Annotated in this window: 23 protein-coding genes; 8 read left to right on the plus strand and 15 right to left on the minus strand. The window is 65.0% G+C overall.

The features are described 5' to 3' along the window. Positions 1-81 precede the first annotated feature (81 nt). From AC0L3C_RS20405 to cobS, 3 genes are all read right to left on the minus strand, one after another. Positions 82-1155 carry an esterase-like activity of phytase family protein gene (locus tag AC0L3C_RS20405; RefSeq protein ID WP_473408817.1) on the minus strand — a complete coding sequence of 358 codons (1074 nt, stop codon included), beginning with the start codon at positions 1153-1155 and terminating at the stop codon, positions 82-84. Beyond that, entirely contained in the window at positions 1152-3056 is a 1905-nt protein-coding gene (gene cobT / locus AC0L3C_RS20410; RefSeq protein WP_473264257.1) for a cobaltochelatase subunit CobT, read from the minus strand. The genes AC0L3C_RS20405 and cobT overlap by 4 nt, the downstream gene beginning before the upstream one ends. 145 nt (positions 3057-3201) lie before the next feature. Then, positions 3202-4200, minus strand: coding sequence for a cobaltochelatase subunit CobS (cobS, locus tag AC0L3C_RS20415; RefSeq protein WP_275172738.1), 999 nt, complete (start codon positions 4198-4200; stop codon positions 3202-3204). Positions 4201-4508: 308 nt separating this feature from the next. Between cobS and AC0L3C_RS20420 the strand changes: the two genes are divergently transcribed. Further along, on the plus strand, positions 4509-5168 hold the full coding sequence (locus tag AC0L3C_RS20420) for a DedA family protein (RefSeq protein WP_473279712.1): 660 nt from the start codon (positions 4509-4511) through the stop codon (positions 5166-5168). Positions 5169-5305: 137 nt separating this feature from the next. Here the strand turns inward: AC0L3C_RS20420 and AC0L3C_RS20425 are convergent, their stop codons facing one another. Beyond that, positions 5306-6535: a citrate/2-methylcitrate synthase gene (locus AC0L3C_RS20425; RefSeq protein ID WP_473279714.1), complete on the minus strand. Its 1230-nt coding sequence runs from the start codon at positions 6533-6535 to the stop codon at positions 5306-5308. A gap of 75 nt (positions 6536-6610) precedes the next feature. On the opposite strand from AC0L3C_RS20425, the gene AC0L3C_RS20430 reads away from it, so the two are divergent. Further along, positions 6611-7705 (plus strand): citrate synthase/methylcitrate synthase, encoded by a 1095-nt coding sequence (locus tag AC0L3C_RS20430; protein ID WP_473408818.1) that lies wholly within the window; start codon positions 6611-6613, stop codon positions 7703-7705. Between the two features lie 148 nt (positions 7706-7853). Here AC0L3C_RS20430 and AC0L3C_RS20435 read toward each other — a convergent pair whose 3' ends face one another. Continuing rightward, on the minus strand, positions 7854-8489 hold the full coding sequence (locus tag AC0L3C_RS20435; RefSeq protein ID WP_473264253.1) for a J domain-containing protein: 636 nt from the start codon (positions 8487-8489) through the stop codon (positions 7854-7856). A 159-nt stretch (positions 8490-8648) separates the two neighbouring features. Between AC0L3C_RS20435 and AC0L3C_RS20440 the strand changes: the two genes are divergently transcribed. Beyond that, positions 8649-8918 (plus strand): BolA family protein, encoded by a 270-nt coding sequence (locus AC0L3C_RS20440; RefSeq protein WP_473264252.1) that lies wholly within the window; start codon positions 8649-8651, stop codon positions 8916-8918. A gap of 199 nt (positions 8919-9117) precedes the next feature. Here the strand turns inward: AC0L3C_RS20440 and AC0L3C_RS20445 are convergent, their stop codons facing one another. The 3 genes from AC0L3C_RS20445 to AC0L3C_RS20455 form a co-directional block, all read right to left on the minus strand. Next, positions 9118-10422, minus strand: coding sequence for an HlyC/CorC family transporter (locus AC0L3C_RS20445; RefSeq protein WP_473408819.1), 1305 nt, complete (start codon positions 10420-10422; stop codon positions 9118-9120). A gap of 92 nt (positions 10423-10514) precedes the next feature. Continuing rightward, entirely contained in the window at positions 10515-11663 is a 1149-nt protein-coding gene (aroB, locus tag AC0L3C_RS20450; RefSeq protein WP_473408820.1) for a 3-dehydroquinate synthase, read from the minus strand. Further along, on the minus strand, positions 11660-12283 hold the full coding sequence (locus AC0L3C_RS20455; protein WP_473408821.1) for a shikimate kinase: 624 nt from the start codon (positions 12281-12283) through the stop codon (positions 11660-11662). Before AC0L3C_RS20455 ends, aroB begins: the two co-directional genes overlap by 4 nt. Before the next feature lie 185 nt (positions 12284-12468). On the opposite strand from AC0L3C_RS20455, the gene AC0L3C_RS20460 reads away from it, so the two are divergent. The 4 genes from AC0L3C_RS20460 (at position 12469) to AC0L3C_RS20475 (ending at position 16679) form a co-directional block, all read left to right on the plus strand. Then, positions 12469-12615: a histidine kinase gene (locus tag AC0L3C_RS20460; protein WP_473408822.1), complete on the plus strand. Its 147-nt coding sequence runs from the start codon at positions 12469-12471 to the stop codon at positions 12613-12615. A gap of 16 nt (positions 12616-12631) precedes the next feature. Next, complete coding sequence (xerD, locus tag AC0L3C_RS20465; protein WP_473408823.1) at positions 12632-13615, plus strand: site-specific tyrosine recombinase XerD; 984 nt, start codon at positions 12632-12634, stop codon at positions 13613-13615. Between the two features lie 200 nt (positions 13616-13815). Beyond that, on the plus strand, positions 13816-14778 hold the full coding sequence (locus AC0L3C_RS20470) for an acetyl-CoA carboxylase carboxyltransferase subunit alpha (RefSeq protein ID WP_473408824.1): 963 nt from the start codon (positions 13816-13818) through the stop codon (positions 14776-14778). 368 nt (positions 14779-15146) lie between these two features. Continuing rightward, the gene (locus AC0L3C_RS20475; protein WP_473408825.1) at positions 15147-16679 is read left to right on the plus strand and encodes a L,D-transpeptidase family protein; all 1533 of its coding nucleotides are present in this window, start codon (positions 15147-15149) and stop codon (positions 16677-16679) included. A gap of 186 nt (positions 16680-16865) precedes the next feature. Here the strand turns inward: AC0L3C_RS20475 and AC0L3C_RS20480 are convergent, their stop codons facing one another. From AC0L3C_RS20480 to AC0L3C_RS20510, 7 genes are all read right to left on the minus strand, one after another. Next, the gene (locus AC0L3C_RS20480) at positions 16866-17561 is read right to left on the minus strand and encodes a branched-chain amino acid ABC transporter ATP-binding protein (RefSeq protein WP_007599215.1); all 696 of its coding nucleotides are present in this window, start codon (positions 17559-17561) and stop codon (positions 16866-16868) included. Next, positions 17554-18288 carry an ABC transporter ATP-binding protein gene (locus tag AC0L3C_RS20485; RefSeq protein ID WP_473408826.1) on the minus strand — a complete coding sequence of 245 codons (735 nt, stop codon included), beginning with the start codon at positions 18286-18288 and terminating at the stop codon, positions 17554-17556. Before AC0L3C_RS20485 ends, AC0L3C_RS20480 begins: the two co-directional genes overlap by 8 nt. Beyond that, the gene (locus AC0L3C_RS20490) at positions 18275-19381 is read right to left on the minus strand and encodes a branched-chain amino acid ABC transporter permease (RefSeq protein ID WP_473408827.1); all 1107 of its coding nucleotides are present in this window, start codon (positions 19379-19381) and stop codon (positions 18275-18277) included. The genes AC0L3C_RS20485 and AC0L3C_RS20490 overlap by 14 nt, the downstream gene beginning before the upstream one ends. 6 nt (positions 19382-19387) lie before the next feature. Further along, a complete protein-coding gene (locus tag AC0L3C_RS20495) occupies positions 19388-20605 on the minus strand; it encodes a substrate-binding protein (protein ID WP_007599205.1) in 1218 nt (405 codons plus the stop codon). 4 nt (positions 20606-20609) lie between these two features. Next, entirely contained in the window at positions 20610-21467 is an 858-nt protein-coding gene (locus tag AC0L3C_RS20500) for a branched-chain amino acid ABC transporter permease (protein ID WP_275172720.1), read from the minus strand. A 108-nt stretch (positions 21468-21575) separates the two neighbouring features. Continuing rightward, on the minus strand, positions 21576-23090 hold the full coding sequence (locus tag AC0L3C_RS20505; RefSeq protein WP_473408828.1) for an amidase: 1515 nt from the start codon (positions 23088-23090) through the stop codon (positions 21576-21578). Positions 23091-23264: 174 nt separating this feature from the next. Next, entirely contained in the window at positions 23265-24452 is a 1188-nt protein-coding gene (locus tag AC0L3C_RS20510; RefSeq protein WP_473264243.1) for a substrate-binding domain-containing protein, read from the minus strand. A gap of 178 nt (positions 24453-24630) precedes the next feature. Here AC0L3C_RS20510 and AC0L3C_RS20515 point away from each other — a divergent pair, with 178 nt between their 5' ends. Continuing rightward, positions 24631-25065, plus strand: coding sequence for a MarR family winged helix-turn-helix transcriptional regulator (locus tag AC0L3C_RS20515; protein WP_007599198.1), 435 nt, complete (start codon positions 24631-24633; stop codon positions 25063-25065). Positions 25066-25133: the final 68 nt, after the last annotated feature.

The following is a 25133-nucleotide window of genomic DNA, read 5'->3' on the forward strand; positions in this document are numbered from 1 at the left end:
GAGTTGGAGAGAGTGTAGTGAGCGATGCGCCGATTGCCAGCCGCGCGGCGGGAATGGCGGCTCGCGGGGGATGCATTGCGGCTACTCCACCAGCGCGAACTGCAGCAGCAGCGTGCGCTGGAGCATCGAGAAATTGTCGTCCGACACCAGCGTCAGCACGGTCTCGCCATCGGCGGTGAAATGGGCGTCGATGCCTTCCATGTTGTCGATCTCGTGGCCGAGATCGGCCTTGAACAGCACGGGGCCGTCGACCAATGCGCCCGGCGCGATCGATTTCAGGGGAATTGCGCGGATGCGGATGTCGACGCCGGTGAACCAGGAGAATTTGCGTTCGAGGATCAGGAGGTCGCCCGAGGGCAGCAGCACGGCGTCGCTGATGAGCTGCTGGTCGGTGCGGCGAATGCTGAACTGGCCGGGCGTGGGGCCGCCGAGCAAAAATCCGATCAGATTGCCGTCGGCATCGAAGCCGCCCTCCGACAGCGCGATCAAGGTCCCCGCGAGCGGCTGCCCCTTTGATATGTCCTTGGGGACAAACACCAACGCCTCGAGCCCCTTGTTATAGGGCAGTTTGCGCACGGCCTGCGGCGTCGGCAGCACCTCGCCGCGGGCGCGCGTGCCGCCCTTCGAAAAATCGAACCGCATGATCTGGTTGACGCGCTCGAGCCCGACATAGACGAGGTCGCCGTCGCGCGCGAGCGACTCGGTGTCGTACCACAGCCGCTTCTCCGTGATCGGCCGCCCCTCCGCATTGAGCACCGGCGCGGCCTCGACGTCGTCGAGACCGGTCATGCTCCGCCCGGAATAGTGGATGCGACCGGTGAACCAGGTGCCCTGGTCGGAGATCGCGAGGAAGCGCTCGCCTTTGCTGTCGAGGAAGCGGAAGCCGGACAGCCCGCCGAAGCCGCGATGCGGCGAGGTCAGCACCAGGCCGCCGCGATAGTCCAGCGAACCGAAGCGCGTGCGCACGCGGTCGCGCGGCTCGAAATTGGGAATCGGCCGCGCGTTGACCTCGATGCCAACGGGCGCGGCGACGGCGTGCTCGATCAGCGCCGGCTTCGGCGCGGGCTGTGCCTGCGCCAGCCGAGACAGTGCGAGAGTGGAAAATCCCGCCGCCGCGTGGCCGATAAAGCTGCGGCGGGATCGATATTTGCTCACGAATGCAGTTTGCGTCGCGGGCGACCGGCCGGCTGCGTCGGCGCGGTGTTGGTCTCGCTGAAGAGTTCGGCGAGTTTTTCGGTGATCGCGCCGCCGAGCTCTTCGGCATCCACGATCGTCACGGCGCGGCGATAATAGCGCGTCACGTCATGGCCGATGCCGATCGCGATCAGCTCGACCGGCGAGCGGGTCTCGATCTCCTCGATGATGTGGCGCAGGTGCCGCTCGAGATAGTTGCCGGGATTGACCGACAGCGTGGAATCGTCGACCGGCGCGCCGTCCGAGATCATCATCAGGATCTTGCGCTGCTCGGGCCGGCCGAGCAGGCGCTTGTGCGCCCAGTCGAGCGCCTCGCCGTCGATGTTCTCCTTCAGCAGCCCCTCGCGCATCATCAGGCCGAGATTCTTCCGCGCACGACGCCACGGGGCGTCCGCCGATTTGTAGATGATGTGGCGGAGATCGTTGAGGCGGCCCGGACTGGCCGGCTTGCCGGCGGCAAGCCACGCCTCGCGCGATTGCCCACCCTTCCAGGCGCGCGTCGTGAAGCCGAGAATCTCGACCTTGACGCCGCAACGCTCCAGCGTGCGGGCGAGAATGTCGGCGCAGGTCGCCGCGACCGTGATCGGCCTGCCGCGCATCGAGCCGGAATTGTCGAGCAGCAACGTCACCACGGTGTCGCGGAACGTCGCCTCCTTCTCGTGCATGAAGGACAGCGGGTGATAGGGATCGGTCACCACGCGCGACAGCCGCGCGGGGTCCAGGATGCCTTCTTCGAGATCGAACTCCCAGGCGCGGTTCTGCTGCGCCATCAAGCGCCTCTGGAGGCGGTTGGCGAGACGGGCGACGATGCCCTGCAGATGCGCGAGCTGCTTGTCGAGATAGGCGCGCAGGCGCTCCAGCTCGTCATGGTCGCAGAGGTCCTCGGCGGCAATGATCTCGTCGAACTTCGGCGCGAAGGCATGATATTCCGGCCCCCGCGGCTCGTTCTTGCCGTGCGAATTCGGCCGCGTCGCCTCGCCCGGCGTCTCGTCGTCGCCGAGCTCGCCGTCGTCGAAGGTGTCGGAGGTCGAGGCCTGCGCGCTTTCCATCGCGCTCTCGCTCATCTCCTCGCTCGACGCCTGGGCCTGATCGGCGCTCATCTCCTGCGCGGCGTCGGAATCGGGCGAACCCTCGGCGCCGGACTGATCGTTGTCGCCGTCCTGGTTCTCGTCGTTCTCGTCATTGTCTTCGCTGTCGGCGCTGCGCTCGTCGCCGATTTCGAGCGCCGTCAGCAGATCATGCACGGCATCGCCGAACCTGGTCTGGTCCTCGACCACGGTATCGAGCCGGTCGAGCCGCCTGCCGATCTTGTCTTCGAGAATAGGACGCCAGAGATCGACCATCTTCTTGGCGGCCGTGGGCGGCGCCATGCCGGTCAGGCGTTCGCGCACGAGCATCGCCAGCGCGTCGGCGAGCGGCGCGTCGGCGCGATCGGTGATCTCGTCGAACTTGCCGCGATGGAAATGGTCGTCAAGCATCGCGGTGAGGTTTTTCGCAACGCCCGCCATGCGCCGCGCGCCGATCGCCTCGACACGGGCCTGCTCCACCGCCTCGAACACGCCGCGCGCCTGCGGATTGCCCGGCATCAGCTTGCGATGCACCTTTGGATCATGACAGGCGAGCTTGAGTGCGATGGAATCGGCGTGGCCGCGCACGATCGCGGCATCCCGCCTGGTCATCTTTCGCGCTGGCTCGGGCAGCCGCGCCTTGCCCGGCGCGAGCCCTGGACGCTCGGCGGCGAAGCTGACGTCGAGCTCGGGGGCCTTGGCGATCGCCTTCAGGCAGGAGGCCACCGAGCGCTTGAACGGCTCGGTCGGCGCTTCCTTGGTGTTGCGGAATTTGGAGTTGGAGGTGGTGCTCATCTCGCCCTTACCCGTCGTCCCGGCGAAGGCCGGGACCCATAACCACCGGCGATCATTGCGTCAGGAGAAATTAGCAGCGTCGCTTCACTCGAGACATCACGCGGTATGGGTCCCGGCGTTCGCCGGGACGACATATCGCGAGAAATCAGCTGAGCGCCACGTTCACCGCCGATTCCGGCAGCTCCGCGTTGAAGCAGCGCTGGTAGAACTCTGCGACGAGGGGCCGTTCCAGCTCGTCGCACTTGTTGAGGAAGGTGACCCGGAACGCAAATCCGATGTCGCCGAAGATGTCGGCGTTTTCCGCCCAGGTGATCACGGTGCGCGGGCTCATCACCGTCGACAGATCGCCATTGGCGAAGGCGTTACGGGTGAGGTCGGCGAGGCGAACCATCTTGTTGACGATGTCGCGGCCCTCCGTGGTGCGATAGTGCTTGGCCTTGGCCAGCACGATCTCCACTTCCTCGTCATGGCTGAGGTAGTTCAGCGTGGTCACGATCGACCAGCGGTCCATCTGGCCCTGGTTGATCTGCTGGGTGCCGTGATAGAGGCCCGAGGTGTCGCCGAGGCCGACGGTGTTGGCGGTCGAGAACATGCGGAATGCGGGATGCGGCTTGATCACCTTGTTCTGGTCGAGCAGCGTCAACCGGCCGGAGACTTCCAGCACGCGCTGGATCACGAACATCACGTCCGGACGGCCGGCGTCGTATTCGTCGAACACCAGCGCGACGTTATGCTGGAGCGCCCAGGGCAGGATGCCGTCGCGGAATTCGGTGACCTGCTTGCCGTCGCGGACCACGATCGAGTCCTTGCCGACGAGGTCGATACGGCTGATGTGGCTGTCGAGGTTGACGCGCACGCAGGGCCAGTTCAGTCGCGCGGCGACCTGCTCGATATGGGTGGACTTGCCGGTGCCGTGATAACCCGTGACCATGACGCGGCGGTTGTGGGCGAAGCCCGCGAGAATGGCGAGCGTGGTGGCGCGATCGAAACGGTAATCGGAATCGACTTCGGGGACGTGAGGATCGACTTCGGAATAAGCGGGGACTTCGAGATCGCTGTCGATCCCGAACACCTGGCGCACCGACACCTTCATGTCGGGCAAACCGGAAACTTCCTCAACTTTGGACATCGCGGCGGTCGTCATCAATCCTCCGAGGTCCCGGGCGATCCCGAGACCAGTTATTGCACGTTGGCTGCGGCTGGGTGCTGTTGCGAACCTATCAGAGACAACGTGCGGGCAGAAGCCCGCCCCCCAATCAAAGTTCCGTTGTCTTTTCATTTAGATAGGCAAGGAACGCGATTTTTGGAAGGCTGCCCTGCGAATCACGCCTGAATTTCGTGCGGAGGCACGGTCCTGCCTACGCGGCTGGCACTTTTGCCGCCGCTCGTTACTTATGTAGGGTCCGAACCCCGAGGCCAATCTCCTAGGCCCAATCCCACCACAGAGACGATGTGACGTCCTTTCTCGATCCCCTCATTTCATTCGTCTCGGCCCACGCGTGGCTGGCCTATCTGACCCTGTTCCTGGCGGCCCTGCTGGAGGCGGTTCCAGTGGTGGGGTCCGTCATCCCGGGCTCGACCATCATCCTGGCGCTGAGCGCCCTGGTCCCAGGCGGCGAGCTTCGGCTGCAATGGGTGTTGCTGGCGGCAGCGCTGGGCGCAGTGCTCGGCGATGGTTCGGCGTACTGGATCGGGCACCGGCAGCAACGGGAGATCCTCAACACCTGGCCGCTGACCAATTATCCGCGGGTGGTCGAGCAGAGCGAGACTTTCTTCCACCGCTTCGGCACCTGGGCGGTGTTCTTCGCCCGCTTCGTGCCGCCGATCCGGGCCTTCGTCCCGGTCACCGCGGGTGCGCTCGGCATGCCCCCGGCCCGCTTCTACGCCATCAACATCCCGGCGATCCTGGTCTGGGCGCCGGCGCATGTGCTGCCGGGCGTGCTGGCGGTGTCGGCCCTGCACGAATATGCCGGGCTGCATCACCATGGACATGTCGGCAAGCACATCTGGATCCTGACCGTGATCGGCGGCGCGATCGTTCTGGGCCTGGCGGTCTGGATCTATCGCCGCCGAAACGGTGGCGATGTGGCGGTGGCGAAGCCGCGGGGGTGATTGACCGTATCCAAGCCCACCCTCCTCATCCGGAGGGCCCGCCAACGGCGGGCGTCTCGAAGGATGGCCGTGGGCGAAAGCCGGGCCTGCATGGTTCGAGACGCGCGTTCCGCGCTCCTCACCATGAGGGTTTTTGATTATCCCTTGGAGTCCGCGCCCCCTGCCCTTCGCCCCGGTGCAGGCCCAACATAACGCGCCCTTGGCCTGATCAGCTTGCCGAACTGTAATTGCTCGCTCGCATGAGCGATCCAGCCGACGCTGCGGGCCATGGCGAACAGGGCGAGCTCGCTGCCTGCGGGCAGGCGCAGCGCGTGTACGAGCACCGCGAGCGCGTAGTCGATGTTGACGAGCTCGCCGGTCGCCTCCGCGATGCGCTCGGGCACCTCCTTGGTGAATTTGCGCGGTGCGCCGGTGCGGGCCAGGGAATTCAGGAGCGACTGCGCGCGCCGATCGCCCCGCTTGTAGACACCGTGACCGAAGCCCGCAAAGCGTTCGCCGAGCGCGACGCGTTCGCGGACCATTGGCTCGACGTCACGATCCACCAGCGCCTTGACGAGCTGCGAGGCGAGCACGCCGGCGCCGCCGTGCTTCGGTCCCTTCAGCGCGGCGAGGCCGGCGATGACGGAGTCATAAAGATTGAGGCCGGTCGAGGCTGCGCAACGCGCGGTGAAGGTGGACGCGTTCAATTCATGCTCGGCGAGCAGAACCAGCGCGCGGCGTATGAGATCGGCCGCGTGCTTGTTGTCGGGCGCCCAGGCCCTCGCGATCTGCTGGTGCAGTGGCTCGGCGGACGGCTCCGTATTGAGCATGGTCGCGACCAGGAGTCGGACGATGCGCGCACCGACCATCGCGCGTCCATCATGCGCGCGGGTGAAGGCGCGGGGATCGGCGCTCGATGCGAGCGCCAGCACGGCAATGGCGCGATCGATCGGCGCGGCGCGGCGTGCCGCCTGCGCGATCAGGCGCATCTCATCGGACACCGCGGGCTGATTATCCGGCGCAAAGGGATCGACGCCGGAGACGTCCCACAGAAGCGTCGCCGTGTGCTCCAGCGTGTCGTTTTCGGCGAGATCGACGCAATTGACGCCGCGATAGATCGCGCCGTCCTCGGTGATGGTGGAGATCTCGGTGTCCATGACCGGCAGATCGGCATCGAAGCTGCGCAGGCCGCGCGGCTCCGGCGACGGCACCCGGCGCTCCTTCAGCGCCCGGACGTCCTCGGCGCGATAGCGGTTCTTGCGCGAGTCCGGCGTCGGCTCGGAGCGGACCAGGCCGCGGCTGACATAGGCGTAGAGCGTGGCCGGCGAGATCGCGAGCTCGGCGGCAGCTTCCCTGGCCGACAGGTAGAGCTCCTCGGAATTATTCATATTGATTTATATAATCAAGATTGATCAATCTGTCGAGAGGCCTGACCTTTGACTGGTACAAAGGAGATTTGGGCCATGAACATCCACCTCACCAAGAGCCAGATCGGGCTGGACGGCGTTCCCGCGGCCGAAACCGTGCTGAGCCATGTCGACGGCGAGCGCGGCGAGTTGATCATCGCCGGCGAGCATGTAGGCACCCTCGCCAGGCAGTCGAGCTTTGAGGGCGTCACCGCCAGGCTCTGGAACGGCGCCAGCATAACCACGCTGAGCGAAGCCAATGTGCGCGCGAGCCTCGGCGCGGCACGCGAGCGCGCCTTCGCCCGGCTGGATGAGTTGCTGCCGGCGACGCGCGGCATGGGCGTCGTCGACGGGTTTCGCGCGGCGGTCGCCGGACTTCGCGCCGAGCACGGCCTCGCCCATGAGGCGACGATCGTCGGCGCATTCCCGGTGATTGCGGGCGCGCTCGTCCGCCGCGCCAGGGGTCTCGATCCCGTGGCGCCCGATCCGAACGTGAGCCATGCTGCCGATACGCTTCGCATGCTGCACGGGCGGGCGCCTGAACCCCGCGAGGTCACGGCGCTGGACGCCTATCTCGTCACCGCCAGCGACCACGGCATGAACGCCTCGACCTTCACCGCGCGCGTGGTGGCCTCGACGCAGGCTGATCTGTTTGCCGCCGTCACCGCCGGCTATTGCGCGCTGACGGGTCCGCTGCATGGCGGCGCGCCGGAGCCGGTGCTGGAAATGCTCGACGCGATCGGCTCGCGCGAGCGCATCCAGCCCTGGGTGGACGCGGCACTCGCTCGCGGCGAGCGGATGATGGGTTTTGGCCACCGCGTCTATCGCGTGCGCGATCCGCGCGCCGACGTGCTCAAGACCGCGATCGAGGCGCTGGCCTCGGACGGCGCCGACCTGCCCTTTGCCGGCGAGGTCGAAGCCTATATCCGCAGCGCACTGCGCAAGAAGAATCCGGACCGGCCGCTGGAGACCAATGTGGAGTTCTTCACCGCGATCCTGCTCGATGCGCTGGCGATCCCGAGGCAGGCCTTCACGCCGATCTTCGCGGTGGCGCGCGCCGCCGGTTGGACGGCGCATGCGCGCGAGCAGCAGCGGACCGGACGGCTGATCCGGCCGAGTTCGTCATATGTGGGGGCGATGCCGAAGATGTGAGGGACCGCGGATATCTCCGCGAGCCGGGAATCGTAGGGTAGCCAAAGGCGCACTTGCGCCGTGCCCACCATCGATCCAACACCGCAACAGAAGTGGTGGGCACGCTTCGCTTTGCCCACCATACCATGCTGCGGCGCGGGGAGAGGCCTCAGGCCTCGCGCACCACGGTTTTCAGATAATTATACGCCTTGATGATTTCGATCAGGCGATCCTCGGTGGAGCGGTCGCCGCCGTTGGCGTCGGGGTGGTGCTGCTTCACCAGCGCCTTGTACTTGGACTTGACGTCGGCCAGCGTGGACTCGGGGCCGAGGCCCATCACCTGGAGCGCCTTGCGCTCGGCATTCATGATCTTGCGCGTCTCGGCCTTGGGCGCGGCCTGCGGGCCGGCGCGCCAGCCGGTGCGGCCGTTGAGCTCCTGGAACATGCTGAACGGATCGAAGGCGCCGTCGATCTCGGCCTCCGCGCCTTTCTTGACGCCGCCATTGGCGCCCATCTTCCAGGTCGGACGATGACCGGTCAGCGCATCTTTTTGATAGCGCGCGACAGCGTCGGCATTCATGCCGGAGAAGAAATTGTAGTTCTGGTTGTACTCGCGCACATGGTTCAGGCAGAAGTGCCAGTACTCACGCTGGTTGTCGCGACCCTTGGGCGCACGATGGGCGCCCTTGTTCTGGCACCCGGTCCATTCGCAATTGACCACGGCGTCGCGCGGCTTCACGTCCGGCTGCTTGCCTTTCGGCTTGACCCGGATGGAGTCGAAGAACTTTGATGAATCGATCGGCATGGCTGACTTTGACTACGCAATGCAAAAACCTTCAAGTCTTGACATTGCAATTAGCTGAAAACACATACCCGAAGCTTCGCCTCGGCGTTCTCAAGAACGGCCGCCAAAGGCGACCTACGGAATTGACGGAGTGCGGTCGCGCACCTTAATGGCACACCCATGGCTATGAGAGACACTATCAGCAACAAGTTGCAGGAAGCTTTCACGCCGGAAAGCCTGCAAGTCGTCGACGAGTCACATTTGCATGAGGGCCACGCCGGCCATCGGCCGAGCGGCGAGACGCACTTCCGCGTTTATATCGTGTCTCAGGGCTTCAAAGGGAAGAGCCGGGTCGATCGCCACCGCATGATAAATTCGGCGCTGGCCGCGGAACTCGCAGGCAGCGTGCACGCGCTGGCGATCCACGCGCAAGCGCCGGGGGAAGGCTGAGGCTTCTTCACTCTCGGCTGGAGGCCTCGTGCGTCATCGAAATGGTCGTCATGCCCGGGCATAGCCGTACGAAGGACGGCGTCGCTGCCGCTCGCCTATGTCCCGGGCATCCACGTTCTTGGTGCGGCCAGTGAGACGTGGATGGCCGGGTCAAGCCCGGCCATGACGATGTGGAAGCTTCAGAGCCAAAGCTACCGCGTCAAAACGACGTCCCCGCCCGCCGCCGCTTGGCTTCCTCCATTTCCGTCTCGCGCGGCACCGGTGAAATACGGAGTGCGGTGATGCGGTTGCGTTCGCGGCGGAGGACGCGGAAGCGGAAGCCGTGAAAGGTGAAACTCTGGCCGCGGTCGGGAATCGAGCGCGCCTCGTGAATGACGAGGCCGGCGACCGTCGTTGCCTCTTCGTCGGGCAGGTGCCAGTCCATGGCGCGGTTGAGATCGCGGATCGGCACCGAGCCGTCGACGACGACCGAGCCGTCCGGCTGGGCGCGCACGCCCGCGACCACGACATCATGCTCGTCGGAGATGTCGCCAACGATCTCTTCCAGAATGTCTTCCAGCGTCACGAGACCTTCAACTTCGCCATACTCGTCGACGACCAGGGCGAAATGGGTCTTGCGGCGGCGGAACGCCTTGAGCTGCTCGGAGACGGGCCGCATCTCCGGCACGAACCAGGGCGGCAGCGCGATCGTGGAGACGTCGATGCGCGAGGTCTCGCCGTCGGCCGCGCGGATCGCGCGCAGCAAATCCTTGGCGTGGAGCACGCCGATGATGTTTTCCGGCTTCTCGCGCCACAACGGTATGCGGGTGTATTCGGCCGCCAGCACCTCGCGCACCAGATCCTCCGGCGGCAGGTCGGCGTTGATCATCGTCATCTCGGTGCGATGGATCATGACGTCGGAGACCTGGAGCTCGCGCAGGTCGAGCAGCCCGCCGAGCATGTCGCGGTCGTGCTTCTCGAACTTGCCTTCGTGGTGCAGCAGGTCGACCGCACCGCGCAGGCGCTCGGTCGGCGACAGGATCGCCTGGTGCTCGCCGGCAAGGCCGAACAGGCGCATCAACAGCCGCACGATGACTTCCACGATCCGCAGCAGCGGCCCCAGCACGTACATCGTCAGCCGCATCGGGCGCGCGACCGCCAGCGCCATGCGGTCGGGCGCGTTGATCGCGATGGTCTTGGGCAGCACCTCGGCGAAAATCACGACCAGTGCGGTCATCAGGCCGGTGGCATAGAGCACGCCGACATCGCCGAACCAGGCCGTGAAGATGCTGGTGGCCAGGGCGGATGCACTGATATTGGCGATGTTGTTGCCGAGCAGCAGCGCGCCGATCAGGCGCTCGCGCATGTCGAGCAGCTGCGAGACCACGTCGGCGTCGCGATTACCCTGCTTGGAGAGCCGCAGCATGCTGGCGCGCGAAGCGCCGGTCAGCGCGGTCTCGCTCGCGGCGAAGAAGCCGGAGACGAGCAGGCAGAAAATGACGATGGTGAATCCGAGCCAATCCATGAACCACTCTGGTTTCTTGTTTTGACGCGTTTTCTTGACGCGAACCGGTACCCACTTCGCTCGAAAACGCTTTAGCGCCGTTCAACCGCGTGTCACGCCTTTTGCGCGAGCTTGTCCTTGAGGAAGTCGCGCACCGGAGCCGGCTCGACATCCTTCACGATCACGGCGCGTCCCACGGCCTCCAGCAGGATGAAGGTGAGCTTGCCGCGCACGACCTTCTTGTCCTGCGCCATCAGCGCCATCAGCGCGTCGGCATCGGCAAGCCCCTCCTGCGCAAAGCCCGCGATGTCCTGCAAGCGCGTCGGCAGGCCGGCCTCAATCAGGTGACGCTCGACGCGCGTCGCATCCGCTTCGCCGATCATGCCTAGCTTCGCGGAAAACTGCGCCGCCAGCGTCATGCCGATCGAAACGCCCTCGCCGTGAAACAGGCGGTCGGAGAAGCCGGTCGCGGCTTCCAGCGCATGGCCGAACGTATGGCCGAGATTGAGCAGCGCACGCTCGCCTGTCTCGCACTCGTCGCGCGAGACCACGCCGGCCTTGGCGCGGCAGGAGGTCGCGATCGCATGCTCGCGCGCCGAACCGCCTTTGGCGATGTCGGAATGATTCTTCTCGAGCCAGGCGAAGAAGGCCTCATCACCGAGCACGCCGTATTTGGCGACCTCGGCATAGCCGGCGCGGAACTGCCGCGGCGACAGCGTGTCGAGCACGGCGGTGTCGGCGATCACCAGCACCGGCTGGTGGAAGGCGCCGAGCAGATTCTTGCCCTGCGGCGAGTTGATGCCGGTCTTGCCGCCGACGGAGGAATCGACCTGCGCCAGCAGCGAGGTCGGCACCTGCACGAAATCGACGCCGCGGCGCAGGATCGCCGCCGCAAAGCCGGCGAGATCGCCGACGACACCGCCGCCGAGCGCGATGACGAGATCGTTGCGCTCGATCTTCGCGGCGATCAGGGCTTCGCTGACCTTTTCGAGACCGGCATAGGTCTTGGATATCTCGCCTTCCTCGACGACGATGCGCGATGTCGGAATGCCCGCGGCGGCCAGTGAGGCCTCGGCAGGCTCGAGCCAGTATTTCGCGACGGTGCGATCCGTCACGATCGCAGTGCGCACGCCGGGGCGCAGGCGCGCGACCCGTTCGCCGAGCGAAGCCAGCACGCCGCGGCCGATGACGATGTCATAGGCGCGATTCTCCAGCGCGACCTCGACTGTGACGGGATCAGAATGTTTCAAGGGCGCGGTCATCGTGCGGCACTCGCGACGTCGGCTGGTGGCGGGGACGCCCGTTCGCCGCAAAGATGCGCACGCAGCGTCTCGATGGTCTCGTCGACGATCTTGTCGTGCGGCACGTCGCGCGAGGCGATGGTGAGGTCGGCATGGCCGTAAACCGGCTCGCGCTCGGTGAGCAGGCGCGTCACGGTTCCTTCGGGATCGGCGGTCTGGAGCAGCGGACGGTCGGCGCGCCGGCGCACGCGGCGCATGATGACGTCGTGATCGGCCTTGAGCCAGATCGAGATCGCCTTCGCGGCGATGCGCGCCCGCGTCTCCTCGCGCATGAAGGCGCCGCCGCCGGTCGCCAGCACGATGGGGCCGCCGTCGAGCAGACGCGCGATCACGCGGGCCTCGCCGTCGCGGAAATGCGGCTCGCCGTGGCGCTCGAAGATTTCCGGTATGGTCATGCCGGCCGCGGCCTCGATCTCGGTGTCGGCATCGACGAAGGGCAGCTTGAGCCGGAGAGCCATGCGGCGGCCGATGGTGGATTTGCCCACCCCCATCATGCCGACGAGCACGATCGAGCGCGTCCCCAGCGCCGACAGAATGTCGGCCTCGGGCGAGGCTTGGATCGGCAACGCGGCGTCGGGCATTTGTCTCGCTCGAATGGGTCTCGCTCGATCTGCCGCCAAAGGCGGCATCCTTTGGCCACCTATACGACCCCGCAGGGGCCCTCGCCAGAGGACTCTTGCCACGAAACGGCGAACGTGTTGGATGATTTCATTGGTTAATTTGCCCGCCAAGCCGCCTGACCGAGACCCGCTCCGAGATCCTGCCGATGCCCAGCCTGTTCCGCTTCCTGACGGTCGTCACCGTGATCGCCGGCATCGTCTATGGCGTGGTCTTCGCGCTGGCGAACTTCGTCAATCCCAAGCCGCGGGAAATGACGGTGACGATCCCACCGGATAAGTTTCTCAAGAAATAGCAGCTAGGCTGCCGGCATGCGTGCCAGATCTTCCGCCAGCAAGCCCTCGGACACAAAACTCACCGGCCTGTTCCTCGACATGCTCGCGGCGGAACAGGGCGCCGGCCCCAATACGCTCGATGCCTATCGCCGCGACCTCACCGATTTCTCCGAGTTTCTCGGCCGCGTCGGCCATGCATTCGCGGACGCGGAAACACAGACGCTGCGCGACTATCTCGCCGATCTCGACACGCGCGGTTTCAAGTCCACCAGCGTCGCGCGACGGCTGTCGGCGATGCGGCATCTCTATCGCTTCCTCCTGAACGAACGAATTAGAACCGACGATCCCGCGGCGATCCTGTCAGGCCCCAAGCGCGGCCGCGGCCTGCCGAAGGTGCTGTCGATCGCCGATGTCGACCGCATGCTCCGCCGCGCCAAGGAATTGAGCGAGGCGGAGGATGCCTCGCCCTCGAAACGGCTGCGCGCCCTGAGACTCTATTGTCTGCTCGAGGTGCTCTACGCCACCGGCCTGCGCGTCTCCGAGCTGGTGGCGCTGCCGCGCACGGCGGCGAAGCGCGACGCCCGCATGATCGTGGTGCGCGGCAAGGGCAACAAGGAACGGCTGGTGCCGCTCAACGAGGCCTCGCGCCAGGCGATGGCCGATTATCTCGCGGCGACGGAGGCGGCAAAGGACAACAACAAGGCAGACAAGAAGAACAGCGTGGCGGCCTCGAAATGGTTGTTCCCCTCGTTCGGCGAGAGCGGACATCTGACGCGGCAGCATTTTGCGCGCGACTTGAAGGAGCTCGCGGTCGCCTCGGGCCTGCAGGCCCGGCTGGTCTCCCCCCACGTGCTGCGCCACGCCTTCGCCAGCCACCTGCTGCACAACGGGGCCGATTTGCGCATCGTGCAGACGCTGCTCGGCCATACCGACATCTCCACGACCCAGATCTACACCCACGTGGTCGAGGAGCGGCTGAAGAGCCTGGTCCGCGACCTGCACCCGCTGGCGGAGAAATGAGGCTACTGTAGCCCGGCTACAGGCCACAGCCCGAAACCGCCTTGACTTCGGCCACATCTCCGCAGAAAGAGCCGGGGCCTCACGATGATTGGCCTGCGCCCCTTGCGAGCACACAGGCCAACTCATTGACGAACCTACACTTCTTTCCGCGACATCGAATCCGCTTCGCCGCCTCGCCCCGTTCTCCCTATATTGAGTTGATGCCAGACCAGATGCGCAGCTATCTCGATTTCGAAAAGCCCGTCGCCGAGCTCGATTCCAAGCTCGACGAATTGCGGACGCTTGCGGCCTCCGGCAGCGACATCGCCGAGGAGATCGGGCGGATCGAGGACAAGGCGGCGCAGGCGATGGCCGACCTCTATCTGAACCTGACGCCGTGGCAGAAGACGCTGGTCGCGCGGCATCCGCAGCGGCCGCATTTCAACGACTTCATCAAGGGCCTGATCACCGAGTTCACCCCGCTCGCCGGCGACCGCAAGTTCGGCGAGGACGAGGCGCTGGTGGCCGGCTTCGGCCGCTTCCGCGGCGAGGCCATCTGCGTGATGGGCCAGGAAAAGGGCGATTCCACCGAGAGCCGCATCAAGCATAATTTCGGCATGGCGCGGCCCGAGGGCTATCGCAAATGCGTGCGGCTGATGGAGATGGCCGAGCGGTTCGGCCTGCCGGTGCTGTCGCTCGCCGATTCCGCCGGCGCCTATCCCGGCATCGGCGCGGAAGAGCGGGGACAAGCCGAGGCAATCGCGCGCTCGACCGATGCCTGCATGGCGCTGACCGTGCCGAACGTCGCGATCATCACCGGCGAGGGCATGTCGGGCGGCGCCATCGCCATCACCACCGCCAACAAGGTGCTGATGCTGGAGCACGCGATCTACAGCGTGATCTCGCCCGAGGCGGCGTCCTCGATCCTCTGGCGCGACGGCTCCAAGGCGCAGGAAGCCGCCAACAACATGAAGATCACCGCACAGGACATGCTCCGCTTCGGCGTGATCGACAGCATCCTGAAGGAGCCGGTCGGCGGCGCCCATCGCGACCCCGCCGCCATGATCGCCACCACGGGCGACGCCATCGCCAAGGCCTTTGACGAGCTGCGGGGTCTGGACGGCGACGCCATCCGCAAGCAGCGGCGGCAGAAATTCCTCGATATCGGCCGGAAACTGGGTTGATTCGGCCGGGTTTTGGGGCCCGTTGGACGATGCGCTCCCCGCAAGCGGGGAGGTGAAGAGCCCCGGTAACCCCGCGTTAACCCTTTTTTTGCCCAAATCAGCGATCTCTGTACCGGTTTGGCCGCGAGGCCCAAGTTACGGCCCAGTTTAAGTCTTCGTTGACCACGCCTTTGGGCCAACGGGCTCGTGATCCCCGTTCGGGTTGCGACCACATGCCCCAGAGGTTAGAATTTTAATCAATGGCTTCAGGGCATAAGCGCTGGAGCGTGATTGCGAAAAAGCCCGTCGCGACGGGTCCGGGTCTCCGGTCGGATCATGCTTCAAGATTGGGGTTTGCGCGCGATGCCCTGGACGGTGTGGGGTCCATCTTGATTTCTCGTTCGCTTGCTCGCGCGTTTCTGGTTTCGGTGGCGCTTGCCGCCAGCTTCGTGCTGGCCGGCTGTGATACCGACCAGGTCTCGCTCGCGACCAACGCCAAGGCCAACCAGCCGGTCCCGCCGAAACTTCTCGCCGCAATGGTCGAGAAGGACATGGACCTGCAATCGCCGATCCTGGTGCGCCTGTTCAAGCAGGAGGCCGAGCTCGAGGTCTGGAAGCAGACCCGCAACGGCCAGTTCGCGCTGCTCAAGACCTATCCGATCTGTCGCTGGTCGGGCGACCTCGGGCCGAAGGTGCGCGAAGGCGACCGCCAGGCGCCGGAAGGATTCTACTCGATCAATCCGGGCCAGATGAATCCGCAGTCGGCGTATTATCTGTCGTTCAACACGGGCTATCCGAACGCGTTCGACAAGGCTTTGGGCCGCAGCGGCTCACAGCTGATGGTGCATGGCGATTGTTCGTCGCGCGGCTGCTACGCAATGACGGACGAGCAGATCGCCGAGATCTATTCGCTCGGGCGCGAATCCTTCTTCGGCGGCCAGAAGGCGTTCCAGCTGCAGGCCTATCCGTTCAAGATGACGCCGGTGAACATGGCCAAGCACCGGAACAATCCGAACATGCCGTTCTGGAAGATGATCAAGGAAGGCTATGATCATTTCGAGGTGACGCGGCAGGAGCCGAAAGTCGATTTCTGCGAGAAGAAATACGTCTTCGACGCGGCGAAGGCGCCTGACGCCAAGCGTGATCCGGTGTTCGACGCGTCCGCAAAGTGCCCGGCCTATGTGATCCCCGACGAGATCGCCAGCGCCGTGCGCGAGAAGGAAGCGCGCGACCAAGCCGAGTACAACAAGCTGGTCTCGCGCGGCACGCCCGTCGCGCGCATGAACACCGGCATCGACGGCGGCATGAACAAGATCTTTGCCGCGAAAATTCCGGAAGGCTCGACTGGTCTGTCGGAGGGCGCCGAAGGCACCACGCTCCAGATGCTGGCGATGGCGAAGGCGCCGGGCACGATCCCCGGACACGTCAATCCGCCGAAGCCGAATCTCGATGCAGCCGCGCCCTCGCCGCAGGAGGAGCCGGTCGTCGCTGTCAGCGCGCCCGCCGCCAACACCCGCATCGCCACTGCAGCTCCGGCGGAGAAATCCGGCTTCTTCTCCAGCCTCGGCCGCAAGATGGGCATGGGCAGCGCCGACGCCACGGCAACCACGCCGCCGCCACAGGCCACGGCATCCGTTGCCCCGGCCGCGACCACGACGCCGCCGACCGCAGCGTCCCGGCTGAAAGCCGCGGTGACCCGGTTCGTGCCGGGACACGACAAGTCCAAGGATGCAGCGAAGGATGCGCCGAAGCCGGCTGTTGCCGCTGCCGAGCCAGCGAAGCCCGACACCCGCCTCGCCGCGACCCGCCCGACGCTGAAGCCGTCGGTATCTGATGGCGCGGGTGAAGCGACCCAGATCATGGGAGCCGCGCCGGTGGTGCAGTCGAACTCGTTCGACAGCCGGTTTGGGGCGGTGAAGTAAGCGGGCGCTCCGCTTAATCTCTTCGATCCATCCCAGCCTGACGCCGTCATTCCCCGCGAATGCGGGGAATCCAGTATTCCAGAGGCACCCCTTATCGATCGAGAAGCTGCGGCGTACTGGATGCCCCGCCTTCACGGGGCATGACAGCCGAGTTCGGTGTGAGAGCGACGCGCTTCACGCGCGCTCTTACGGCGCCAGATAGCGCAGCAGCTCCGGATTGCCCCTCACCTCGCCGGCCTCGCCTTGCAGCGCGACGCGGCCGCGGTCCAGCACGTAGGCGTAATCGGCGACGCGGAGCGCGAGGTCGAGGTGCTGCTCGACGATGATGACGGCGATGGTTTTCGCGAGTTCGATCAGGCGCTCGGTGATTTCCTCGATCACGCCGATCCAGACGCCCTCGGTCGGCTCGTCGAGCAGAAGCAGTTTTGGATCGCCCAACATCGCGCGGCCGATCGCGAGCATCTTGCGCTCGCCGCCGGACAGCGTGCCGGCCGGCTGGTCGAGGCGCTGGCCGAGCTTTGGGAAGATGGTCAGCACGTGGTCGACCGCGTCGGCCTTCCTGCTCGCGAGCGAGCCGACCGCGAGATTGTCGCGCACCGACAGGCGCGCGAACACCGAATGCTCCTGCGGCACGTAGCCGATGCCGGCGCGCACCCGCTCCTGGGTCGCACGGCGGCTGATGTCGCGGCCGTCGAAGGCGACCTCGCCCTTCCACGCCGGCAGCTCGCCGACGATGGTCTTCATCAGCGTGGTCTTGCCGGCGCCGTTGCGGCCGAGCACGGCGACACCGCCGCGCCAGGGAATGCCGAGGTTGACGTCGAACAGGACCTGGCTGCGGCCATAGCCGGCGTCGAGATGCTTGATGTCCAAAAATTCAGGCACGGCGCAAATAGATCTCCTGGACGGCCTTGTTGGCCTGGATCTCCGACACCGTGCCGGACGCCAGCACCTTGCCCTGGTCGAGCACGGTGAGGCGATCGCAGATGTCGCGGATGAAATCGAGGTCGTGCTCGACGATGACCAGCGAGCAATGTTTCTTGATCGGCTGCAGCAATTCGCCGGTAACGCGGCGCTCCTCCAGGCTCATGCCGCCGGTGGGCTCGTCCAACAGCAGCAGTTTCGGCTTTCCGGCCAGTGCCATCGCGATCTCCAGCCATTGCTGCTGGCCGTGCGACAGCGCCGCCGCCGCGTCGAAAGCGCGATCAGCGAGGCGAAATTGCGTCAACATCGTCATGACCTGATCGTGCAGGAGCCCGCGGGTGCGCGAGAACACGAGGTCGAACAGCGAGGATTGCGCCTGCAGCGCGAGCAGGATGTTGTCGTAGAGCGTCAGCGTCGGCAGCACGGATGTAATCTGGAATTTCAGGCTCATGCCGGCGCGGGCACGCTCGGTCGGCGTGAACGCGGTGATGTCGGTGTTGATGAAACTCACTTTGCCCTGCGTCGGCATTTCGGCGCCGGCAATGCACTTCATCAGCGTGCTCTTGCCGGAGCCGTTCGGGCCGATCAGGCCGTGAAACTCGTTCTCGCCGACAGTGAGCGTGGCGCCATCGAGCGCGGTGAGCTTCCCGAAGATCTTCTTGACGCCGATGGCTTCAAGGAGCGGCATCGCGCTTCTCCTTCCCGGTCTTCCTGGATTTGGCACCAAAGCTGCCGACCCGCTCGCGCTCGCCGAGCACGAAACTGATCAGGCCGAGCGGCCGGAACAAGATCACGAGCAGGAGCAGCACGCCGAGGATGATCGGCCAGACCTCGCGGTAATTGTCCGAGAGCCAGAAGCTGACGCCCTCGACGATGACAGCGCCGATGACGGCGCCGATCAGCGTCCCGGAGCCGCCGAACAGCACGTAGAGCACGACTTGCGTCGAGACGACGACGCCGACCATGTTGGGCCAGACGAAACCTTCGTGGAAGGCATAGAGGCTGCCGGCAAGACCCGCCACCGCGCCGCCGATCGCGAAGATGATCGCCTTCAGGTGCTGCGCCTTGTAGCCGAAGAAGGCGATACGCTGCTCGTTCTCGCGCAATCCGGCGAGCGCCAAACCGAACTGCGAGCGCACCAGAAAACGGCAGAGGAGATAGACCACGACAAGAAGGCCAAGCACGAGATAATAGAACGGCGACCCTTCCGAGAATTCGTAACTGCCGAGCGTCATCGACGAGATCGACGGGATGCCGTTCTGGCCACCGAGATAGTACCAGCCACGCGCCAGCCGGTCGGCTGCGTAAGATCCGGTCAGCGTGCCCAGCGAGACGAAGATCACGCTGGAGGGATGCCGCCCCAGCAGCAGGAAGCCGCCCAGCAGCAGCGCGAAGGTGAGGCCGATGATGGTGCCCGCAGGCAGCACCAGGAAGATGTTGGTGATGTCGAGGTCGCGCGCGAGCAGCGCCACGCCATAGCCGGCCGAACCGAAAAACAGCGCCTGGCCGAAGCTCATGATGCCGGCATAGCCCCACACCAGGTCGAACGACAGCGCGAACAGCGCGAGAATGATCACGCGCGTCGCGAACACCGTGAGATAATCCTGGAGCACCAGCGGCGCGAGCAGCGCGGCAACGAGCACCACGCCTTCAACGATCGGCAGGATTTTTCGCTGGGAACCAGTTACCCCTGCTGATCCGTGTTCAACCATGGCGATGTTCTGTTCCCCGCCGATCTCGGCGGGGACTGCCTGCTTCACTGCGCCCATCGCTTTCGGCATTCGACCCTAGCATTCCTTGGGATCGACGAGACCGTCGCTGCGTCCGACGATCTCGTAGTTCCCGCCCTTGGCGACCGCCGTGTACATCTTCATCTTGCAGTGCCGCTTGCCCGGCACCATCTCGGCAGGTCCGCCGGGGCCTTCCGCGATCTTGGCGTGGTCGAGCGTAGCCGCGACCGACTCGCGGTCGATCTTGCCGGCTTCCTTGACGGCGGCTTCCCACAGCTTCAGCCCGCGATAGGTGCCCGTGGCGGCGCTGCCGGCGGCGAACAGGAAGTTGCCCGGGAAATCCTTCTCGTAGGCCGCCTGGATTTTGGCGTCGAACGGGTTCTCCTTGGTCAGGACCTTGAAATAATCGAGACAGCTGGCGAGACCCTCGATCTCGGCGGCCTGATTGATGTTGAGCGTGTTCTCGTCATAGTAGACGCAGGCCAGTCGTCCGCCATTCTTGAGGAAGCCGGCTTCATAGAGCTGCTTGAAGAACGGGCCGACGCCCGGCGGGATGACGGTGTTGAAGACGACATCGACCTTGTTGGAGATGATGCGGTTGACGGTCGAGGAGAAGTCGACCTGGTCGAGCGGATAATATTCCTCGAACACGACCTCGCCGCCGTTGGCCTCGATCACCTTGCGGGCGTAGACGTTGAGCGTGTGCGGCCAGACGTAGTTGGCGCTCGGCAGCGCGAACTTCTTGCCGCCGTTCTTGATCAGCCAGGGAATGAACTCGTCGCATTGCTGCGCCGGCGTCGGCCCGGTGCAGAACAGATAGGGCGTGCACTCCTTGCCTTCGTACAGCTGCGGATAAATGTAGAGCGTCTTGCCGCGCGCCACGATCGGGTCCTTGATCGCGTTGCGCATCGACGAGGTGATGCCGCCGAGCACCATATCCACCTTGTCGCGCTGGATCAGCTTGCGGACGTTGCCGACCGCGACGGATTCGTTCGAGGCGGTGTCCTCGATATAGAGCTCGAGCGGGCGGCCGAGCAGGCCGCCGCCGGCGTTGATCTCCTTGATCACCATCTTGGCGACGTTTGCGTCGGCATTGCCGGCGTAGGCGATCGGTCCGGTGAGGTCGGTGGCGATGCCGACCTTGATCGGGGCTTCGGCCGCATTGGCCCAGGGCGCCGGGATCACCCAACTGCCGACGCCGGTTGCGACCGCTCCGGAGGCAAAGGCGAAATTCGAGAGGAAGCGGCGGCGGGAGAGCTGAGTGCGATCGGACATGTGACTAAACCCCTTTTCCAGCGATGAGGCCCTGCGGCCGGAATTTGATGAAAACGATGGCGAGAACGAAGACGAGGACATCGGCCACGACGGGCGCCATCACCCAGGGCAGCGCGGCACTGAGCGTACCGATGAGGCCGGCGCCCGCGACCGGCCCGATGAAGGAGCCGACGCCGCCGACCATGACCGCGACAAAGCCCTGGATCAGGAAGCGCAGGCCGAGATCGGCGAACAGGCTGAACACGGGGACGATCAGCGCGCCGGCAAGACCGGCAAGAGCCGCGCCGAACGCAAAGGTGGCGCCGTAGATCAGCGGCGTGGAGATTCCGGAGGCGCGTGCCAGCGACGGATTTTCCAGCGTGGCGCGCACGCGCAGGCCGAAGCTGGTGCGTGCCAGCAGCAGATAGCAGCCGCCCATCACCAGCGCCGTGATGACGATAATGGTGAAGCGCCAGGCCGAGATGTGCATGGCGCCGATGTCGATCGAGCCGCCGATCGGCTCCGGCACGGTAAGATAGAAGCCGCCGATCAGGCCGCGCACGGATTCGCGGATGATCAGGCCGAGCGCATAGGTGCCGAGCATGGCGACGATGGGAGCTGCGTAGAAGCGTCGGATGATCAGCGCCTCCAGCACGAAGCCGAGCGCGCCGACGACGAAGGGCGCGGCGACCATGCCGGCCCAGATCGGCAGGCCCTTGGCGTAGGCGAGATAGGTAATGTAGGCCCCGAGCAGGACGAACTCGCCCTGCGCGAAGTTGAAGATGCCCATCATGCTGGCGATGATCCCGAGCCCCAGCACGATCAGGACGATGATCGCGCCGAAGCTCAGGATCTCGAACGCCGCGACGAACGCGTTAGCCATGCGCCGGAGCCTTTCCCGTTCCGATGGAATCGGAACGGGGCTCCGGTTTGTTATCTTGACGCGTCCGAAAACGCTTCCCTGTTCCGTTGGCCCGCATCAATGCCTCGCTCACATCTTCTTCCAGTCGCCGATCTGCTCGAAGGCGTGGGCGGCGCGGTAGATGGTGGATTCCTCGAACATGCGGCCGACCAGCATCAGGCCGACGGGCAGGCCGTCGACCATGCCGCAGGGCAGCGACATCGCCGGATGATGGGTGATGTCGAACGGCGCGGTGTTGGAGATCATTTCCAGCGCGCGCGCGACATAGTCCTCGCGGCTGGCCGTGGGCTCCGGCAGCTTCGTCGCCTTCATGGGCGTGGTCGGCAGCAGCAGCAGGTCGTAATCCCCAAAGGCCTTGTCGTAGGCCGCTGTCAGGCGGCGGGAGATGTTGAGGGCCTTGCCGTAGTAACGGGGACCAAAAGTATTGTTGATGTAGGTGCCGAGCAGCAGGAACAGCTTTGTGGTCTCGGACAGGGAATCCGCCTGCCGGCGCCAGCCGCGATGGAAGTCCATCAACGTGGTCGAATAGAGGTCGGAGCGGGACAGACCATAGCCGTCGCCATACATCATGGTCTGGGTCATGCCCTCGGTGCCGATCGGCGTCCAGATCGCGGGGCCCATGAGATGCATCGGAATCGAAACGGTCTCGACCGTGGCGCCGAGATCCCTGAAACGCTTTGCGGCCTCCCGCACGCTCTCGTTCACGGCGGCTTCGGCATTCGCCTGCTCAAAGCCTTCCTTGAGGATGCCGATCTTCATGCCCTTGACGCCCTGGCCGAGCGCCTTGGTGTAATCCTCGACCTTGGGCGCCTTGATGCGGGGATCGTAGCCGTCGTCGCCGGCCAGCACTTCGAGCAGCAGGGCGTTGTCGGCGACGGTCGCCGTCATCGGGCCGGTGTGATCGACGAACACCTCGATTGGCATGATGCCGGTGTAGGGCACGAGGCCCCAGGTCGGCTTCATGCCGTAGGTGCCGCAGAACGAGGACGGCATGCGGATCGAACCACCCTGGTCGCCGCCGATCGCCATGTCGACCTCGCCGAGTGCGACGACGACGCCTGAGCCTGACGACGAGCCGCCGGCCGAATAGCCCATCTTGTGCGGATTGTGGACGGCGCCGACCGCATTGGTGTGGCTTCCGCCGGACATGCAGAAGGATTCACAATGAACTTTTCCGGCGATCTCGGCGCCGGCATCGAGCATGCGGGTGACGATGGTGGCGTCGAAATCGGGCACGTAGCCTTCGAGCGTCGCCGAGCCGTTCATCATGGGGACGCCGGCGAGCATGATGTTGTCTTTGAGAGCGACCGTCTTGCCCTTGAGCTTGCCGCTCGCCGCACCCTTCACGGTCGACTTGCGATACCAGGCGTTGCGCGGGTTCTCTTCCGGCGAGGGCCGATAGCCCGGCGTGCGCGGATATTTGACCTCCGGCACCTCGTCCGGCATCGCGCCGACGAGATTGTAGGCTTCGATCGAGCCCTGCATCAGGCCGCGGAACGAGGCGACATCGTCGTCGGTCAGCGAAAGGCCGCACTGGTCAGCGACACTGCGCAATTGGGCTGGGGTGGGAAGGACAACTGTCACGGCGCTCTCCTCAAAGGCTTCTTGATCCCTGGAATTGGAATCCCTGGCATTGGAGTTCATAGGCGCGCGTGCACGGCGCGCGCCAATAGGCTCCACCTCGATATTACAGACGGAAATATTTTCCTTTTCAAGTATTATTTTGGATTTGGGCGTTTGCAGATGGCCGCGCCGGCATCAGATCGGTTTGATCAGCTTGAAATCGAGGCCATCCGCCCCGGCGAGATACATCTGCATCCGGGTATGACCGTTCCTGACGGTGACGGGGCCGCGCGCGCCGCCATAGACGATGTTGCGGCCGGCCGCGAGCATCGGTCCCATCGCCAACGTGCCCGCCTTGTTCGCCACAGCTTCGAGGAAGCACAGTCCCTCATAGCTGGATTGACCGAGCGACCCGATCGGGGGCCCGTTCGGTCCGAACATCGCGCGATAGCGGCTCTGGAAGTCGTCATTGGCCTGCGATCCGATGCCGGGGAAATAGCCGGAGGCGCAGAACAGGTTCTCGCTGTTGTCGGCGCCGATTCCGAGCAGCACGGTCTCGTCCATCGCCCCGGCCAGGCGCAGCGTCGTGGCACCAAGGCCGCATTCGCCGAACGCGCGATTGAACGTGATGCTGTCGGTGCCGATCAACGAGATCAGGACGACGTCCGGCCTCGCGGCACGGATGCGCTCCAGATGCGGCTCGTGGTTGTCTTCGCCGAGGGGAACGAACTCTTCGCCGACGACATGGCCGCCGGCCTCCTTGATGTAGCGCTTCACCGCGCGGTGCGACTGCCAGGGCCAGACATAATCGCTGCCGATCAGGTACCAGCGCGCGGCCTTCTTGACGTCGGCGAGCCAGTGAATGGAGGGGCGGCTCTGCCAGCGCGGCGTTTCGCCGATCGCCATGACACCCGGCGTCTGCTCGCCGCCTTCGTAAACGGGTGTGTAGATGTAGGGAATGCGGTGGCGGGTGGTGACCTTGCGCAGTGCCACGCGCACCGCGCTGGTGTGCAAGCCGACGATGAGATCGATCTCATCGGACGCGATCGCCTGCTCGGCGCGGCTCAGAATCTCGTCGAGCGGACCGCCGGCGTCGTAGATCGAAAGCTCGATCTCGCGCCCGAGGATGCCACCGCGCTTGTTGATCTCGGCGACCGCGAGCTGCGCGCTGCTTGTCGCGCACGGGCCCCAAACGCCGGGCGAGCCGGTGCAGCAGATGAAGCCGCCGATGCGGAGCTTGTTGTGTGCGCCGCGGCGCTTCATGAAATGCGCGTCAACCGGCGACCGGTCGAAATCCGCTGCCGCGGGCGACAGATTCCTGAACAGCAGGGACGGCGGTAACGCCGGACCGCCGTGAGCCGGGAAGTTTACCGTCGGGCGCACGCCAACTCCTGTCTGATACCAGACTTGAAAGCTCATTCAGCAGGCGGCCGCGGCACCCGCCCTTTTGTTGAGCAATATCCTATTTTGAAAATATTGAATATTCAAGAATTGAAGTGCATATAGATGCAGCATCGATTGCAAGACATTCACTCATTTGGGTCAAGACAAAGTCTTAGCCGTGGCAAAACCGAACACCCCGATCACCGAACACCTCGCCTACCTGCTCGCGCAAGCCAACCGGGAGATCAACCGGCAGCTGGAACTGCGGTTGAGCAAGGAAGGCGTGCCCGTCGAGCAGTGGCGCATCCTGAAAGTGCTGTCGGATGGCAACGGCCATTCGATGGGCGAGCTGGCGGATGCCGTGCTGCTCAATCATCCGACGCTGACCAAGATGATCGACCGCATGGTCTCGGACACGCTGGTCTACCGCGTGCAGGACCCGAACGACCGCCGCAAGGTCCTGATGTTCATCTCCGATCGCGGCAAGGTGCTGAGCAAGAAGCTCAACTCGCTCGCGGTCGACCAGGAGGAGCACATCCTGGAGAGCTACGGCGACAAATCGACGAGCGAATTGAAGCGGCTGCTGGAGAGCTTGATCGACAGCTCGAATTGAGGGGTGCGTTTAGCGCGCTCCCTCAACACGGTCATCCCGGCGATGGAGATGGAGCTGCGTGCCACATA

The organism is Bradyrhizobium sp. WSM4872 (genome assembly GCF_055811715.1).